Consider the following 17,061-nt stretch of genomic DNA (forward strand, 5'->3'; position numbering starts at 1 on the left):
ACAACTCTCTTCCAGAAATTGGCTAACGGAGGTGCAAAAGATGAAGCAACAGGGACAGTTATCACAGACAGGCACGTCTAACATTTTGCAGCCGCAGCGGGAGCGGCTTGACTTGATAAATTTGCAAGTTGTCGACCTGCTTTCTGAGCGAATGAAGGTATGTATGGGCATTGCCGAACTTAAAGCCGTCCATGGCATTGCGATGATGCAACCCGGACGAATTTCCTACGTGCTCGATATGATTAAGGCTAGATCGGAGGCGGTGGGATTGAGGCCGGAATACACCGAGTCGATATTCAAACTGATTATAGAAGAGACGTGTATTCAGGAAGACGTTGTGATCAATCAGTGTCTGGCCCCAGGGCAATCCTCATGAAAATACTGCTGATTGATAACTTCGATTCCTTCACCCAGAACATCGCTCAATATTTGTATGAGGTGACAGGAATTTGCGCAGATGTAGTCAAAAATACCGTTCGGTACGATGACCTGGGCATCGGAAAATATGACGCTGTAGTTCTGTCGCCCGGTCCAGGGCACCCCGGAGATGAGGGGGATTTCGGGGTTTGCGGTGACGTTATTCTCCATTCTCCTGTCCCGTTGCTCGGGATTTGTCTGGGACACCAAGGTATCGCTCAATTTCTTGGGGGGACCGTGGGGCACGCCCCCAATCCTGTGCATGGCTACCGCAGTCGCATTACTCATTCAGGTAAAGGGCTCTTTCGAGATTTGCCGGATCAGTTCGAAGTGGTCAGATACCATTCGTTGATGTGTACAAGCCTACCAGCAGAGCTCCAATGCACGGCCTGGACGTCTGAAGGTGTGGTCATGGCAATCGAACACGTCACCAGACCGGTTTGGGGGGTCCAGTTCCACCCTGAATCCATCGATTCAGAATATGGCCATGCGCTATTGAGCAACTTCATACGCATGGCACTAAAGCATAACGACAGTATTAGAACTCGCTTAGAGTCTGGCACAGAATGTACGTCGTCAAAAAATGCATACGTCGCAGTAGGGGGGATGCTGAATATGCAGCTTGCTTATCGCGAGTTCTCCGAATGCACGGATCCACAATCAGTATTTTCAACGCTCTATGCAGATGATCGTCATGCTTTTTGGCTAGACAGCGAGAAGTCGGAAAGACCTAATGCTCGGTACTCGATCATGGGAAGTGGGGAGACTCAAGGAGCGATAAGGCTTGAGTACGATGTCAACGATGAGTGCCTGAAACTTGAGGGCCCTAAGGGTAAAAAAAGCATCAAAGGAGACTTTTTTACACTGACTGCACAGATCTTCGAATCTGTGCAGGTGGCAACCCCTCAGTACTTGCCGTTTGTTTTCAAGGGTGGTTTTGTCGGCTACCTCGGTTACGAGTTAAAAGCACTAGCGGGTGGATGCAAAACTTATCGTTCGGTTTATCCGGATGCTTCATTCATGTTTTCACCACATTTCTTTGTCTTTGATCATCATGAAGGCAAGGCCTATGAATGCATGATGACTGCGACTGGCGATGCTGTTGTTTGGCCGTCCTTGCCTGATTTTCTCAATTGTGATGAAGAGTCATCAGGTCATTGCAGTACTTTTATTCCAGGTGCTGTAGATCAGCTGAAGCTCTCGCTTGAGGACGGGCCAGATGATTACATCAATAAGATCAATCAATCTCTCAAGTACATCACCGATGGAGAGTCGTATGAGATCTGCCTGACCAACAGGGCAAAAATGGCGTACGGCGGTGCGCCTTTGAGTGCTTATCGGCGAATGCGCCAGGCCAGCCCCGTACCCTACGGCGCCTATCTCTCGTTTTCAGGATTTTCAGTATTGAGCGCTTCGCCCGAAACCTTTCTCAGGATCGATGACAGCGGCTTGATCGAATCCAGACCGATCAAGGGAACCCGTCCCCGTAGTGAACAATTCGCTGAGGACCAAATACTGCGCGATGAGCTATGCAGCTCGGCCAAGGACAGGGCCGAAAACCTGATGATTGTTGATTTGGTGCGCCATGATTTGAATCAAGTGTGCCGTCCAGGGAGCGTTCATGTTCCTGAGATTTTCTCGGTGGAAAGCTTTTCTTCGGTTCATCAACTGGTCTCAACAGTTCGTGGGCACCTTCGCTCGGATGTTTCAACGATCGAAGCTATTCGAGCCTGTTTCCCGGGCGGCTCAATGACGGGAGCTCCGAAGAAACGCACGATGGAAATTATTGACGTATTGGAGTCTTCTGCCCGTGGTGTCTACTCAGGCGCATTAGGCTGGTTATCTTTCAGTGGTGGAGCGGAACTGAGTATTGTCATCCGAACAGCAGTGCTCCAGGGTAACGAGGCGAAATTTGGAATTGGTGGCGCGATTGTTGCGCACTCCGATCCACAGCAAGAGCTTGAAGAAACTTTGGTCAAGGCTAGCGTGCCTTATTACAGTTTTGTCGCTGGGAGCGAATCATGATGAGCGACACGGTTGTCGTATTGGGTGGGGCGGGTTTGGTTGGCTCGTTGATCAGCCGAATTTTTTTGCAATATGGATACGATGTCCGGGTGGTGGATCGCAGGCCTTCGGAACAGGAAAGTGGCTTCTATGAAGTTGATGTCACAAGTCCGTTCAGCAGCACCGAATACATCTTCCAAGGGGCGGTTGCAGTAGTCTTTGCGCTACCCGAAAGCGTGGCTATCCGGGCAATACCTTGGGTTGTTGGCTCTGTTTCGAGCGATGTTGTGTTTATACCGACTTGTTCTGTTCAGGAGCCATTTTACAGAGCATTGAAGGATGCCTCGCCCCAGCAGCCTTTCGTCGGTGTCAATCCGATGTTTTCACCCAAGCTCTCCGTTCAGGGACGCACCGTGGCAATTTGCCTAGAAGACGGCGATTCGCCTTCGACCTTCATCGAGCAACATCTGATGGGGGCTGGGATGAAGATAAAGCGAATGACACCGGTGGCCCATGATGAACTCATGGCTCTCTGTCAGGCACTGCCCCATGCCGCAATTCTCGGGTTCGGTCTAGCGCTGGCAAGGTCTTCGCTGGATCTGGAAAGCGCTCTTGAGGTGATGCCGCCTCCAATGCGCACAATGATGGCGTTACTGTCCCGGGTTCTGGTAAATCCGCCTGAAGTCTACTGGGACATACAGCTAGAAAATGACCAGGCCAGCCATCAGCGCGCTGCGCTAGCGGAAGGGATGGAGCGATTGATAAAAAATGTCCGTAATCAGGATTACGACGAGTTCAGAAATGACCTACAAGGCATTTCAAATACATTGGGCAATCGTTTGAATTCTGGAGCTGTCGATTGTCAGCACGTTTTTTCATTGCTGAACTGATTAAATCCTCGCCAAGGAAGCGCGTAGGAAACGTTTCACGGGCGCATTGAAAAATGTCCCGTGAATTTTTTTGTGTGCAGTAAGGAGTTTTACCCATGGCATTCGTAAGTGAGGCGACACACCGCGGATCGAGATCAAAACGTTGGTTAGGCTTAAGTGTGCTGATGCTGCCAGTGTTGCTGGTGACCGTTGACAATACGGTACTTGGATTCGCGTTACCAAAGATTGCCGAGGCCCTGCGTCCGAGCGCTAGTCAGCAGCTGTGGATGATCGATGCATATTCGCTGGTGTTGGCGGGATTGCTGGTCTCGATGGGTAGCCTAGGAGATCGAATCGGTCATCGTAAGTTGTTGCTGGCTGGGTCTTTGGGTTTTGCCCTCGTGTCAGTACTTACCGCGTATTCCGACACCGCTATCCAACTGATTACTGGTCGAGCGTGTATGGGCGTTTTCGGTGCGATGCTAATGCCCTCAACGTTGGCGTTGATACGTTCGGTGTTCGAGGATCGAGAAGAACGGAGACTAGCAGTCGCGATCTGGGCCACGACGTTGACGGTAGGATCGGCACTTGGCCCCTTGGTGGGTGGAGTGTTGCTGGAGTTCTTTAGTTGGGGGTCGATTTTTCTGTTGGCAGTGCCCGTGCTGGTGCCACTGCTGATATTGGGACCGGTGTTGTTGCCTGAGTCCGAGCGAGACGCTTCGGGGCCGCTGGATCCGATCAGCATTCTGCAATCGATGGTAGCCCTTGGAGCTATTGTTTACGGCATTAAACACAGTGCCAGTCATAGTATCGATTGGATGGCTGTGACAGCCTTTGCAGCAGGCACAGTCGCGGGCTGGCTGTTTGTGCATCGGCAGCTACGTCTGCCAGTACCGCTCATGGATCTGAGTCTGTTCCGCAACGGCACCTTTAGCGGTTCAGTGCTGATCAATCTGATGAGCCTCGCATTCCTCATAGGCTTCGTATTCTTCACCACACAGTTCCTGCAGATCGTCCTTCAGATGTCGCCATTGAGTGCCAGTCTTGCTTTGATACCGGGTCAGATCATGGCGATTATCGTGGGGATGGCAGTCGTGCCTGTCGCGCAGCGGTTACAGGTACATGTGCTGATACCGATTTTGATGGCGTTTGCTGGAGCGGCATTTTTGCTGGTCGCTAGCATGGGCAGTAGCCTGACCGTTCTAGTGGTGGCTTTTGCCTTGCTGAACATTGGCGTGGGCGCGATCGCGACGGTGTCCAATGATGTGATTTTGTCGGCGGCGCCACCGGCAAAGGCCGGTGCCGCGTCGGCCATTAGCGAAACGGCCTATGAAGTGGGCGTAGTTTTGGGGACGACCGTGCTTGGCGGGCTTGTCACTGCCTACTATCGCAGTGCATTGCAGCTTCCGGAGTTTCTGAACGAAGTGCAGACCATGCTGGCGAGTGAGACGCTATCGGGCGCGCATAATGTGGCCGCAGACTTGTCGAGTGACCAGGCGAGAGAGCTGATGGCGCAGGCGGCATGGGCATTCGAAGGCGGTATCGGTTTGGTTTCGTGGGTCACTTTCGGTTTGGCATCCATGGCGATGTTGATAGCCTGGTGCTCTTTGCGGATACCGGCGAGACAGCTTGCGGACGGGCACTGAAAAAAACCGAAAGGGGCGTCTGTTGCGGCCGCTTTTGCTAGCGCGAAAAAATCTGATCAGGCTGGAAAACTGCAACGCCTCCCAAGTGGAGGCGTTGTGCTTTTGCGGACTGGAGAAATGGACTAAACGGGAGAGATCGTCGCCAAGGCACCGATCAAAAGGGTTAACACCAGAAAACCACCCAGGAAAAGGGACATCTTGGCCATGGAGCCTCCTACGGAATGAGAGTGCGGTGCAAGCGCTACTGCGAATGCGGACCGTGCTGTCATTGTGAGGCGCACGCCAGGTACGTAACAGATGCAGATCGCGCAGAAAAATACGGATCAGAGCACCTGCACTGTCAACGCCCTGCCGGGATTGCCGCTGTTGGGATGAAGGCGGGGTCACGGCCCACCTTGATCGAAACACGGCGCTTGCGACGTTTCCATCAGCAACTGGTCCACCACTTGCGACAGTGCAACATGAGCATCTTCCCTACTGCGCAAGGCTCGCCGGTAGACGCCAAGTTGTCGCTGTGCACTGGTCCCTTCACGGAGCATTTGCCTGATGTGAGCAAAAACGGACTCTGCGCCCAGTGTTCGCGCCGCATCGCTCAATATCTGTTCAGCCATGAAAAGCCACTGCTCCATTGAGAACGGCCGGTCGTAACCTTCAATAATGAACGACGCCTGAGTTCCATAGCGTTTCGCACGCCAGCGGTTTTCCTTGAGAATCCACTGGGATGATTGCGAATAGGCCGCTCCGGGATGCGCTTGATCAATGGCATATGCCACCAGCAAGCGAAAAAAAGAGGCGATGCACAAAGCATCACCCAACCGTGGACACGCATCCGTCATTCGCAATTCCAGTGTCGGATACTTCGCCGCAGGTCGCAAACCCCACCAGATATCGCCCGCCTGCCGGACAGCGCCACTGCGGATCAAAAGTGCGAGGTAAGCGTCATAGGCGGATTGGTCTTCAAGAAACTCCGGAATGCCCATCCGCGGCCATTCATCACAGGCCGTTTGCCGGTAGCTCGCAAAACCGCTGTCGGCGCCCTCCCAAAACGGTGAAGAGCTGCTCAAGGCCAGCAAAAACGGCGTCCACGGCAAGACCTCGTTCATCACGTGGATACGGTCCAGGTGACCCGGAATTTCAACATGCACATGCAGACCGGACAGCAGGCTACGGCGGGCTACGCGCTGGTAGTCTTCGAACAGTTGAAGAAAATGGTCCTGCTCTGTGGCCTGTTGCAGACGCCAGTCCGCCAGCGGATGGCTGCCGACACTGAGCAGTCCCAGGCCATAAGGATCAAGCGTTTGTCGCAAGGTTTGGCGAACGGTGCCCAGATACTCCGCAGCTTGCGCAACGTCAGTAAAAACGGGAGAAGCGACCTCGACCTGCCCTTTAAACATTTCATAGGCAAAGCACGGGCCCAATTCAATCTTGCAGGCTTCAATCGCTGCGCCGGGCGGCCCCTCCGACATGCGCCGAGTGCGCAGGTCAGTGATGAAGTATTCCTCTTCAATGCCGAACGTCAGATCTGAATTCATCGAAGCCCTCCCGGCGTCCGCAAAACGGGCTAGATCATCGGCGAGCTACTGACCACGCGCAGCGCCAACCCCTCATAGGCATCCAGCGTGATAGTGAATTCGCCCTCGGGCGTGAGATCGCCTTCGACCCGCTCATTGATGATGTCGACAACCGGTCCCGGGGCAATATTGGGCAGGTGCAGGGTTTCGGTGATCGCTGTCGAGCCGAAGTTCAGCGCGGTGATTTGGGTGCCTTTGCCGGCCGGCAGTTCGTGGACCATGATCAGCAACCCCGGATGCTCGACATCCGGGACCAGAATCTGGCGACTGGCGGCAATATCGTAGGAACGGCGCGCCGCCAGGATACGCTTTAACTGCGAGGCAAACGAGTCATGATCTTTCAGTTGACTGGTCAGGCTGCCGTACAACGTTTTCGGGCGCGGCATCTGCCCGTCCGACAGCTCCGCTTCCGGATTGAGGTCAACCAGATCATAGGCGCCGCGATGAATCCAGCGGGTATCGCCATCGAGCATCAGGTGCGCGATCTGTTCTGCCGGCAGCGGCAGTGCGCCGACAAGATCCCAACCCGACAACGCGAAAACGCCCGGCTGCATCGCGTTGTACATCACCAGCAGCACATGAATCTGGCGTATACGCTGAATATCCGCCGGGGTAATGGCATCGAGGTCGCGAATCCCCAGCGCTGCGGTGATGATGCTGGCGGTGGTGCAGGACACGCCGTTTGTGACAAATTTCAGGTTGTACGGCGCGTGCTCGCCGGCCAGGCGTTCGTACATCTGCTCGCGAATGTGCTCACGCAAAATGTTGCCGGGGAACGTCTGCCCCTGATAGAGGAAGTTGTCATGGGCGTGCAGGGTCCAGAAATGCACCAGTTCGAGGGTCAGTTCGTCATGGTTCTGCAACGCATGGATCAGCGAGCCCGGATCGATGCCGAGGGTATGCATCTGACGCAGCATCAAGCGCAGGAATTCGGTATCGCCCATCAGCAACGCATGCTGGTACGCGGGTCGGGTGATGAAGTCATAGGAAAGGTCGGCGCCGCCGTGGGACATGGCGGCAATATCGTCAACGGTCAAGTTCAGTTCCTGAAAACTGAAACCGCCGGCCTTGCGAATCGCGCCGGCCAGTAACTGGTTACCGGTGATCGACAAGGGATGGCTTTCCGACCAGGCGGTGCCATCGAGCTTGCGTTCAACGCCGAGAAACCCGTTGGCGTCCAGACGCAGGATTTTCGCGCCCATGACGTCGATGGCATGCAGCGCATCGCCGATAATCATCTGCTGCGCGGCGAAGGTCGGGTCCAGCCAGTTCAGCGACGGCTGCCCTTCCTTGAAGTAATGCAGATAAACCCAGCGTCGCGGCTTGCCGTCGACCCCGATCACGATCGGCGTCGCGCTCCAGTCGGTTTCCTTGACCCCGGGCTCGAAGAAGATCACCCGTTGCAACTGGCCGACAATGTAATGCTTGTCGCGCAGAACATCGACCTGCTGCGGACTGAGGTTTTGGGCGTCGCGCCCTTCGGTAACCTCGGGCAGCAGCGGCCAGTCTTCCTCGCGGATTTCCACCATGTGGTAGAGCCCCGGGTAGTCTTCATACGCCATCTCGGCCAGGCGAAAATCCGCGCCTTTGCCGGTATGCGACGGAATGACGTCGTCGATGATCACCGCGTTGTGCGCGGCGGCCATGCGCGTCAATGCCTGAAGTTGCGCCTCGGTGCCCAACTGCGGATCGATGTCGAAACTGATGCGGTCGAAGTTGCCGTCAATGGTGGGCGTGTGCCTGGCGCCCGAAAGGCCGCCAGACCTTTTCAGCGGGCCGTTGTGAATGCCCTGGATGCCGATTCTCGACAAGGCGTGCCATAAGGTTTCTTCCCCCAAGGCTTCGAGCACCGTGCCATTTTCACGGGTGACGATAGACGCCGGGTACGCGGTGAACCACACCGAAGCCAGCGCCGAGGCGTCACGGGGCCGGGTATGAGCGAAGGGCTGTTGCCACAGGCGACCTTGCCCGGAGTAGAGCTTGGCCCGTTGTCTCGCGGCATGAAGCATCGATTGTTCGACCAGCCAGTCCACATGGTTTTTTTCAGCAGCCGTCATGGAAACAATCACCTCTCGTCATGAAAAAATGGCATCCGCCCTTCTGCATTAAAGGCGCCGCTCGTTTTCATATGAGGCCATGACGTGGCATTCGTTGCATCGTGCTGCTTTTCGAGGGCTTGCGGGCTTATTCGGAAATCACGACCTGGTTACGCCCGCGTGCCTTGGCGCGATACAGCGCCTTGTCGGCGTTGTTCATCAAACTGTGCAGATCGTTATCCTCGGTATTCATTGACGCCACGCCGACGCTGGCCGAGATGCGGTGAACCGGACCGGTCATCAGTCCCGCGATCGACTGGATGAGTTCCTCGGCAATGTTCTGCGCGACCTCGATCGAGGTGTCCGGCAACAAAACAGCAAACTCCTCCCCACCCAACCGGCCATAAACGTCGGCTTCGCGGAAAGACCGGCTGATAACCGTCCCCATTTGCCGCAATACCTGATCCCCGACCTGATGCCCGTAGGTGTCATTGATCAGCTTGAAGTGATCCATGTCCAGCATCACGGCACACAGCGGCAATTGGCGGGTCTTACAGTGGGCGTACAGTTGCTGGGCGTGCTCGAAAAAAGCCCGGCGATTCTTCAGACCCGTGAGTTCATCAGTCTGGGCGGCACGGGTGGAAACACTGTGGGCCTGCTCCATTTCACGGGTTAAACGAAAAGCGGTTTCCAGAGCGTCGGACACGCTGCGCGTCGCGCTGAACACAAAGGAGGCGAACACGAGGACCGCAACGCCCATACCCACTTGCAGGGAAGTGGGTTGAAACAACAGCCAAATCGTACAAGGCAACAGCACCAGGCCAATCGACACCATCGTCATGTAGCGATAGGCCGAGTAACAGGACACCGCACTGACAGACATCCCGACGCAAAAAAGCATGACCAGTGCCTGGGCCAACAGGTCATCGGCCGGCATGACCGCCAGCGCGCCGCCGCCCCAGATACCGGCGGACAAGACGAGCGTCCCCCAATAGATACGCTCCCAGCGCACAGGGGTGCGTTCACTGTCCGGGCTGCGGAAATAGGCAATGAACATCGAGACGCGCAACAACGACGACGCCGTCAGCAGCGCTATCCACCACGCAATCACCGTGTGATCGAAACGGTCCCAGCACAACCAGCACAGCATCAGCACCGCGAGAAAGCTGCCAAATACCGCCGAAACCGACTGGCGGAACAGCTGGTGCAGTCGGTCCGAGTGCACCTGCCTTACGATTAAATCTTCCGTTTCGTACCGCAATCCAAGGCCATCCATTTCATCCGCCTGATCATCATGCCGCGACGATGGCGATTGTGGCACATTGCTGATGGCCGTTCGCCATTGATCCTTGCAGAAACAGGTCAGTGCTTAAATATCACTGGCTACTTCGGGGGTGAGAAAGTACGCCTCGGGCAGGCTCAGACGCCGGGTTCAATGCACAGGCCGGCAGTGACGCGTCGGCGTTGCTCATCCCTACAGATCGTTCTTACAACCAGGTGGTTTGTGATGAAGGCAGTTCGCGCCTGAGCACAGATTGCAACTTAACGGACCCGTCCTACGCCAAATATCGATTCGTCTGACATCGCCAGTTTGCAGATTTCCGGAAAGTGCAATGTCTTGAAATAGACACAAGGAAATGTGGATGTTCAGCGCAGTCGAACCTGTCGTTTTCACACTCGACATTGAAGGTTGCTCCCGCAACTTTCAGGTACTCGAATTCCGCGCCAGGGAAGCGCTGAATCAAACCTACGAAGTCAAACTCGAACTGGTCAGCGACCCCCAGCCTGACCTTGAGTCCCTGATGCATCGCTCGGCTTTTCTGCGCTTCGGATCTGACGGCGCCGGCATTCACGGGCAGGTCTATGCAATTGCCGAAGGTGATTCAGGCAAACGCCTGACCCACTACCAGATGACTCTGGTTCCCTACATCGCCTATCTCTCTCACTGCCACAACCAGCGCATTTTTCAGAACCTGAGCGTGCCGCAAATCATTGCCAAGGTACTGAAAGATCAAGGAATGCAGGCCGATACCTGGCGCTTTCAACTCAGTACCGAGTACCGGCCCCGGCTGTATTGTGTTCAGTATGAAACCGACCTGCACTTTCTTCAAAGGCTGTGTGAAGAAGAAGGTTTGCACTTCCACTTTGAGCACAGCCCCGATGGGCATGTGCTGGTGTTCGGCGACGACCAGACCAGTTTTTCGAAACTCGACCAGCCAACCGCGTACAGGCAAGCCAACGGCATGGTCGCCGAAGCGCCGGTCATTGATCAATTCAAGCTGAAACTGAATACCCGCCCGACCCACGTCAGCCGTCGTGATTACGACTTCGAGAAACCGCGCGTGCAACTCGACAGCGAGGCTAAAAAATCGCTGATGCCGCACCTCGAGGACTACGCCTTTCCTGGGCAGTTCACCCATCGCGACCGTGGTAAACACCTGGCCAATCGGGCACTGGAACGCCACCGTGCCGATTACCAGCTTGCCAACGGGCGCAGCGACCAAAGCGCCCTGCGTAGCGGCCATTTTTTTGAGATGACCGAGCACCCACTCGGCGGTAATGGCCTGTGGTTATTGACTGAAATCAAGCATGTCGGTTTGCAACCCCAAGTGCTGGAGGAAGCGATTACCGACACCACTGCACAAGATGGTTTCACTCAGGGTTACCGTAACCACTTCGTCGCCACACCGTGGGACGTGATATTCCGGCCGCCCCTCGAACACCCTAAGCCTCGAATGACGGGCAGCCAGCACGCAGTGGTCACCGGTCCGTCAGGTGAAGAGATTTACTGTGACCAGTACGGCCGGGTCAAAGTCCAGTTGCTCTGGGACCGAGAGGGTGAACACAACGAACAATCGAGTTGCTGGTTGCGAGTTTCGACTGGCTGGGCCCATGACGGTTACGGCAACGTGCAAATCCCCCGAGTCGGCATGGAAGTGCAGGTAGGTTTCACCGACGGCGACCCAGACAAACCCTACGTTCTCTGCTGTCTGCCCAACGCCTCGACCCCCGTGCCACTGGATTTGCCCGCTGAGCAAACACGCAGCATCTTCCGCAGCCAAAGCAGCCCCGGCGGTGGCGGCTACAACGAGCTGCGCATCGAGGACAGAAAAGGCGCCGAGGAGATTGCCCTGCGTGCGCAGCGCGATTTCGTGCAGCACGTTCTGAACGATGAACGCATTCAAGTCGACAATCAACGCTCCGTCCTGGTCGGCGGTGTCTCCAGCCACGACCTGCGCGGCGAAGAACGCCACTTGACTTATGGCAACCGCCTGACCGAACTCAAACAGGATGACCACCTGTTGGTCCTTGGCGATCAGCATGTTCGCGTCGCCAGTCAACTACTCAGCGCCCTGCAAAAAATCCACCTGAACGCCAGGCAACAAATCGTCGTCAATGGCGGAACCTACCTCGGGCTGATAGGTGGGGGCCAATGGCTGGTGATGATGCCGGAAGGCATTTTCAGCAGCGTACCCATTCTGCAGGGCGGCACCCCGCCTGTGTGTCTGACGGCGGAGCCGCTGATGCCGGGCGCCCTGCCCTTGCTGAAAGTGACGTTCGATGCGGCGCGGCAACGCCATGCACTGATTTCAACCCGCGCCTCGCGGTGCCTGATCTGTGAGGGTGCCCAAGCATGAGCCTCTCGACTTCCCTGCCTGAAGACCTGCCCTGGAGCGAGCAACAGGCGTTTGTGTTGCTGGACGGTGCGACGCTGAGCAATTTGCCGGAGCGCCTCAAACAACTGAGTCCAGGTGCAAGCAGCCTTGCGCTGTATGACTGTGCGCCCTTCACCGCGTTGCAGGATATCTCACCGCTGTTGGTGGCGATCCAACGACCTGACGAAGCAGTTTTCCAGTTCTATCTGCATCAGGCGCACGAAGAATGCGGTGTGCTGTTGTTCAGCCCGGCGCATGCGCACGATGTCGCACAACACCTGCGCCAACTGCTGACCGTTGAATTGCCCGACGGTCAGCCTGTTGTCCTGCGTCTGGCCGATGCGGCCGTGATGAATGCACTGTTCGGCAGCGGTGATCAGCGCTTATTTGGCCCGCTGTCTTGCGTTGTCATTGCCGATTGCCTCAGCGCGAATTGGCAGCGTCACAGCCCCCGGTTGCCTGAATGCCCTGAATTACCGACGCCCTATCGCTTAAGCCCTGAGCTGAGCGCCGCGCTGGACAGCGTTGACCGACGCCGTGCACTGCTGGAACTCGACGCCCATTTGCTCAAGTATTTTCCCGAACACCATGGCGGTGAAACTGTGGCCCAGCGTTGGCCGATGCTGGTGCAACGGGAGACCGAAGCGAGTGCTTTGGGTCTGAGCAGCCAATCCGAGCTCTTCTATTACGCCAACCTGATGGCCTGGCTGGGCGGTACTGCACTCGAACAACACCCCGCTATCGCCCAACTACTCCACTCGCCATCCCTGCAACCACCCGGCGAGCGCGTGGCGCTGGCCGCTGATCTGGCCCACCGCTCGGCCATCCAGCGGGGGCGCCCATGACGCATCCCGCCAACCTCGCGGCGGCGGCCGCGTCGAAAACCGCCATCGGCTCACTTGGTGCCTGCCCGCTACAGAAAACCCATGTGCAGCTGTTGCCTTTGCGTTATGGACTGGTGGAAAAGCCCCTCGACCCCAGTGCCAAACTGAAGCTGCCCTACGCCCTCACCACGCGTCCGTTGGGCATTCGATTACTGCGCGATGGCTGGTTGTATGTCATTGACAGCGTTACCGGCCACCTTCACGAATACCAGGTCCTCAACGGGCTGATCAGCGCTCTGCTGCACAAGGGCGCCAAGGTCGATGATGATCAGCGCACGCCCATCGAGGAGCGGCCGGCGCTGGTGTTTTCAAGGCGCAGCACGCTGTATGTGACCTTCGCGGAAGTGCAATGGACGGCGGCGAAATGCGCGCAAGTGTTCGACAGTCGCGAGGAACGCGAGCACTTCATGCAGGTTATCGATCTCGGCCCGGTGGATTGTGAAACCGGGGGTACGCATTTGCTCACGGTCGGGCAAGGCAAACAGTGGCTGGCGGAGATCGCGACCGTTCCGGCGCAACAGGCGCAACAGGCGCAAGCCGCGCAAGACCGTGCCGAGCAGGAAGCCGCGTCGCCGCCAGACGCGGTTCGGCTGCCGACGGTGCACGTCAGCGACACCCCCGCGCACGAACGTGAACCTTACTTGTGGGAACAACCAAGACGTTTTCGCGAGGCGCACATGGGCGAGTTGCTGGGTCAGGTGCGCGGGCCTTATCAGGACGACACGCTGTTTCTCGTGGTGCAGGATGACCTCGGCGTGTTGCGTGATCTGGCCGAGTATCAAGACACTGTGGTCGGCTGGGTCGATGAGTGGAGCAATGCCGGCACCCACGAACGTGATTATTTGCTGGCCTGTTACATCGAATCCCTCAGCCAGCTCAGCGTGGCGGACTTCGGCAACCTGGGCGACGCTAGTGATCACCCGGCGAACAAGGGGTTGTTCGCCGATCTGGAACAGTTGCGGGAACCGGATCGGGAACACACCCGTCAAGCCTTGCTGGATTATTTGAACAAGGGTGGCAAGACCGAGTCGCGGGACGCCCCTGTGCCCGCGGAACTGGAGCAGTTGCGCAAAGAAGCCCATGCCGAGGCGTTTAAATTCGCCAAATACCAGGGCGCCGCCCCCGACTTCACCGCGCACAGCCGCGCCAGTGACGAGGCCGACCGCCGTTACTACACTCGCCAGCACTTCAACGTGGCACCTGACGACTTCGTCGAACGTCACCTTGATACCCTGATAAAGCTCGGCCAAGAGCAGGACAAACGCATCATCGATGTGCTCGAAGGTTCCAGTTTCAGTGGCAAACGCGGGATCAATGATTTCATCGACCGCCCGGCCATGGACGCGGCGCTGTCGCAGCATCGCGACAACCTGAGTCGCTGGAACCGGATGCTCGATCGCCTCACCGCCGACCGCACGATGCTGGTGGTTGCCGGTCGCTTCCACCGCTCGGCCTGGTACTACGACGCGCAAGATCAACAACAACTGCACCAGGCCTTGACCGCCGAATACGCCTGCCTCAAGGACATCTGCCGCAGTGACCACGCCAGCGAAGTCCTGCTTGGGTATCTGGAGAAACACCCGGAACTGACCCGACCGCTGTTCTACACTTTGCCCTTGCGCCTGCAGCCTGAGAAAGCCGCGCAATACGCCACGCTGTTCAACGCCGGCATGGGTATGTTCAACAACCTGGCGCACTGGTTGGCCGAGTTGGAGAAAATCGAACAGCCGGGATTGCCGGCGCTCGACGACTTGCCCGATCACACCCGTGTCGTCGCCGACGCCGCCCAGCACAGCCTCAGCCCCGCGCTGAACCTCGGCCTGAGTCGGGCGCTGCAAAGGTTCGATCTGACGGGCGAGAAAATACCCGACCTCGACGAGCTGTTTCGGCAACTGCCCAAGGCCTTGTCGGTGCGGATCCTCGACGCCGCGAAAACCACCGGCGTGACCTTCACCGTCGCCAGCCCGGCGGAGCACGCGGCGTTGCAAACCACCCTCAAGGAACTGCTCAGGGAGCGCGACTACCTGAAAACCCTGATCCGCGAACGCAACCAGCTCACCCACAACAAAAACCGCCAGGGTCACAAGACGCCACGGGCGGTGGAGTTGCAGGGCGAGATCGTGCGGGTGCGCGGGCAGTTGAAGCAGCTTGAAGGGCGACTGGCGGGGGCGTTGAGTCCGATTGCGGAACTGCCGGATCAATCGGTGCGGCTGTACGGCGCGACGCAAGCCCGGGCGGGGGTGACGGCGCTGTTTCCGCCGGCGCAGCAGCTGGAGGTGCGGAGTTTGTTGAAGGATATTCGGATTGGGGTGAGTTCGGTGCCGAATGGGAAGTTGATAAGAAGTGAAGGGATGGGGTTGTTGGTGTTTTTGGTGCAGGGGGTGAATTTGGTTTCGGTGTATCGGGAGATGCTGCGACAACCCGGTAACAAGCGAGTATGGACGCCATTTTCGAATGCGGCGGCGGCTACCGCAGCGGCTGGATTTACGGCCGCGCAAAGTCTGGCGGATACCGCTCTGAAGGCGCGCAGCGTGGAGCTCGTCGCGGGGCTTCAACACCATGCTTTGCAGAATGTGCATGTGCAGTTGGGGAAGATGCATGTGGGGTTGGGTTTCTTCACCTACCTTTTTGGTTTTGCATCCTCATGGTTCAGCTTCAATTCTCAACAGGAGAAATGGCAAGAGGCGACGCGCAGTGGGAATCACTCGGCACAGAGCAGCGCCGCGTTGGCCACACTGGGTGCAGGCGGTATGACGGCTGCTAACGCCTACGGCCTAAGCCACACCGTGCATGCCACCTTCAAAGTACTGACGGCACGGGGTGCCGCAGCCCGAACAGCTGCCTGGGCGGCGGCGGGAACGAGACTATCCACGGTGTTTTTCCGCTTCAATCTGGCCGGCGCCCTATTCACCGTATTGGAACTGGGGGGAACCTGGCTGTACAACCGCTACAACCTCAGCGCCCACGACAAATGGCTGAAAACCACGCCATGGAGTCTGGATGCCGATGAGCGCGGCAACCACACCCTGGATGAATATCAGCGCTATCTGGACTATTTACTCAACGCGCCGTATGCGCAACTCGGCCCGAACGAACATGACTCGTGGCTGAAAAACTTGCTGTTGAAAGCCAAACCCAGTGAGATTCATCTGGTCCTGCCAAGGTTCAATCTCAGTGACTTTCAGCCACCCCTGAATGGAAAACCAATACACCGTCTGGGGATCGGTGCCCGGCGCCTTGCCGTGCCCCTCCACAGCCGGAGTGTGGCACAGGAGCGCAAAGACGTCATCAGCGATGAAGTGCTGGCCAGCCTGCGCATCGTCCAAGCAGAGCCGGATCGGCTGGTGCTGTGTCTGCGCTATCCCGTGAATCCTGACGCTGAGTTTACCCCGGCGTCTGAAACGCTGGAGTTGGCGGTCTGTGTCGAGACCCTGAGCGCCAATGGGGCTTGGGAGCCAAGGACTCAAGTCATTCGAATCAACCCACGCGGTAATGGGCGTTTCCCGGTACTGCCACTTCGATCCGTCAGCGAACATCCGCCGCTGTTGCTGGTTGAGACTCATCTGTTGGAGATGGCCGACCATGCCCACCAAGAGTGATGCCCCCATGCCTGACCCGGTTCCCGAGCAGTCCCGCAACGCCGGTGATGTCGAGCCGTTTCCCAGCGGCAGGGTCACCTATCTCGCACCGTTACCCTTGCCAACAGCAATGCCGCCGCATGGACCTCACATTGGAGAACTGAATAATGTGTACATGGACTTTGGGCTGGGATCGCCGCAGATATTTTCATGGCAGGTCATATTAGGAGGACCATTCAGCGGCACCTGTATGGTTGCATTCCTATTTCCGTTGCTTGGAGGTTTTCTTGGGTTAGTACTTGGATATGGTTGGGAGGATATTTCTGACTCAATAGTAGGGATCTACCACGCGTCCTACCCACTCGCCTTGCAAACCGGCTTTTGCTCCCTACTCATCGGC

At 56.9% G+C, this 17,061-nt stretch carries 10 protein-coding genes; 7 read left to right on the top strand and 3 right to left on the bottom strand.

Translation table 11 applies throughout. The features are described from left to right. Positions 1 to 40: 40 nt before the first annotated feature. The 4 genes from ACYZT9_RS16075 (at position 41) to ACYZT9_RS16090 (ending at position 4,936) form a co-directional block, all read left to right on the top strand. A complete protein-coding gene (locus ACYZT9_RS16075) occupies positions 41 to 376 on the top strand; it encodes a chorismate mutase (RefSeq protein WP_462006410.1) in 336 nt (111 codons plus the stop codon). Next, entirely contained in the window at positions 373 to 2,442 is a 2,070-nt protein-coding gene (gene pabB / locus ACYZT9_RS16080; protein ID WP_462006411.1) for an aminodeoxychorismate synthase component I, read from the top strand. The genes ACYZT9_RS16075 and pabB overlap by 4 nt, the downstream gene beginning before the upstream one ends. Then, positions 2,439 to 3,311, top strand: coding sequence for a prephenate dehydrogenase dimerization domain-containing protein (locus ACYZT9_RS16085; RefSeq protein WP_462006412.1), 873 nt, complete (start codon positions 2,439 to 2,441; stop codon positions 3,309 to 3,311). The genes pabB and ACYZT9_RS16085 overlap by 4 nt, the downstream gene beginning before the upstream one ends. Before the next feature lie 95 nt (positions 3,312 to 3,406). After that, complete coding sequence (locus ACYZT9_RS16090) at positions 3,407 to 4,936, top strand: MFS transporter (RefSeq protein WP_462006413.1); 1,530 nt, start codon at positions 3,407 to 3,409, stop codon at positions 4,934 to 4,936. 383 nt (positions 4,937 to 5,319) lie between these two features. Here ACYZT9_RS16090 and ACYZT9_RS16095 read toward each other — a convergent pair whose 3' ends face one another. The 3 genes from ACYZT9_RS16095 to ACYZT9_RS16105 all read right to left on the bottom strand — a co-directional run bounded on the left by ACYZT9_RS16095 (position 5,320) and on the right by ACYZT9_RS16105 (position 9,819). After that, a complete protein-coding gene (locus ACYZT9_RS16095; protein WP_462006414.1) occupies positions 5,320 to 6,468 on the bottom strand; it encodes a carboxylate-amine ligase in 1,149 nt (382 codons plus the stop codon). A 29-nt stretch (positions 6,469 to 6,497) separates the two neighbouring features. After that, complete coding sequence (gene treS, locus ACYZT9_RS16100) at positions 6,498 to 8,564, bottom strand: maltose alpha-D-glucosyltransferase (RefSeq protein WP_462006415.1); 2,067 nt, start codon at positions 8,562 to 8,564, stop codon at positions 6,498 to 6,500. Between the two features lie 127 nt (positions 8,565 to 8,691). Further along, positions 8,692 to 9,819 carry a GGDEF domain-containing protein gene (locus ACYZT9_RS16105; RefSeq protein ID WP_462006416.1) on the bottom strand — a complete coding sequence of 376 codons (1,128 nt, stop codon included), beginning with the start codon at positions 9,817 to 9,819 and terminating at the stop codon, positions 8,692 to 8,694. 367 nt (positions 9,820 to 10,186) lie between these two features. Between ACYZT9_RS16105 and ACYZT9_RS16110 the strand changes: the two genes are divergently transcribed. Genes ACYZT9_RS16110 through ACYZT9_RS16120 form a run of 3 tightly spaced genes read left to right on the top strand, consistent with a single transcriptional unit; the run spans position 10,187 to position 16,682 of the window. Then, entirely contained in the window at positions 10,187 to 12,181 is a 1,995-nt protein-coding gene (locus ACYZT9_RS16110) for a type VI secretion system Vgr family protein (protein ID WP_462006417.1), read from the top strand. After that, positions 12,178 to 13,044: a DUF4123 domain-containing protein gene (locus tag ACYZT9_RS16115; RefSeq protein ID WP_462006418.1), complete on the top strand. Its 867-nt coding sequence runs from the start codon at positions 12,178 to 12,180 to the stop codon at positions 13,042 to 13,044. The genes ACYZT9_RS16110 and ACYZT9_RS16115 overlap by 4 nt, the downstream gene beginning before the upstream one ends. Beyond that, positions 13,041 to 16,682 (top strand): toxin VasX, encoded by a 3,642-nt coding sequence (locus ACYZT9_RS16120; RefSeq protein ID WP_462006419.1) that lies wholly within the window; start codon positions 13,041 to 13,043, stop codon positions 16,680 to 16,682. Before ACYZT9_RS16115 ends, ACYZT9_RS16120 begins: the two co-directional genes overlap by 4 nt. Positions 16,683 to 17,061: the final 379 nt, after the last annotated feature.

It is taken from the genome of Pseudomonas sp. ZT5P21, from assembly GCF_054897785.1.

What these genes read in the sequence shown, in the direction of transcription:
- ACYZT9_RS16075 (WP_462006410.1), top strand. Translation starts at nt 41, where the DNA reads ATGAAGCAACAGGGACAGTTATCACAGACAGGCACGTCTAACATTTTG.
- pabB (WP_462006411.1), top strand. Translation starts at nt 373, where the DNA reads ATGAAAATACTGCTGATTGATAACTTCGATTCCTTCACCCAGAACATC.
- ACYZT9_RS16085 (WP_462006412.1), top strand. Translation starts at nt 2,439, where the DNA reads ATGATGAGCGACACGGTTGTCGTATTGGGTGGGGCGGGTTTGGTTGGC.
- ACYZT9_RS16090 (WP_462006413.1), top strand. Translation starts at nt 3,407, where the DNA reads ATGGCATTCGTAAGTGAGGCGACACACCGCGGATCGAGATCAAAACGT.
- ACYZT9_RS16095 (WP_462006414.1), bottom strand. Translation starts at nt 6,468, where the DNA reads ATGAATTCAGATCTGACGTTCGGCATTGAAGAGGAATACTTCATCACT.
- treS (WP_462006415.1), bottom strand. Translation starts at nt 8,564, where the DNA reads ATGACGGCTGCTGAAAAAAACCATGTGGACTGGCTGGTCGAACAATCG.
- ACYZT9_RS16105 (WP_462006416.1), bottom strand. Translation starts at nt 9,819, where the DNA reads ATGGATGGCCTTGGATTGCGGTACGAAACGGAAGATTTAATCGTAAGG.
- ACYZT9_RS16110 (WP_462006417.1), top strand. Translation starts at nt 10,187, where the DNA reads ATGTTCAGCGCAGTCGAACCTGTCGTTTTCACACTCGACATTGAAGGT.
- ACYZT9_RS16115 (WP_462006418.1), top strand. Translation starts at nt 12,178, where the DNA reads ATGAGCCTCTCGACTTCCCTGCCTGAAGACCTGCCCTGGAGCGAGCAA.
- ACYZT9_RS16120 (WP_462006419.1), top strand. Translation starts at nt 13,041, where the DNA reads ATGACGCATCCCGCCAACCTCGCGGCGGCGGCCGCGTCGAAAACCGCC.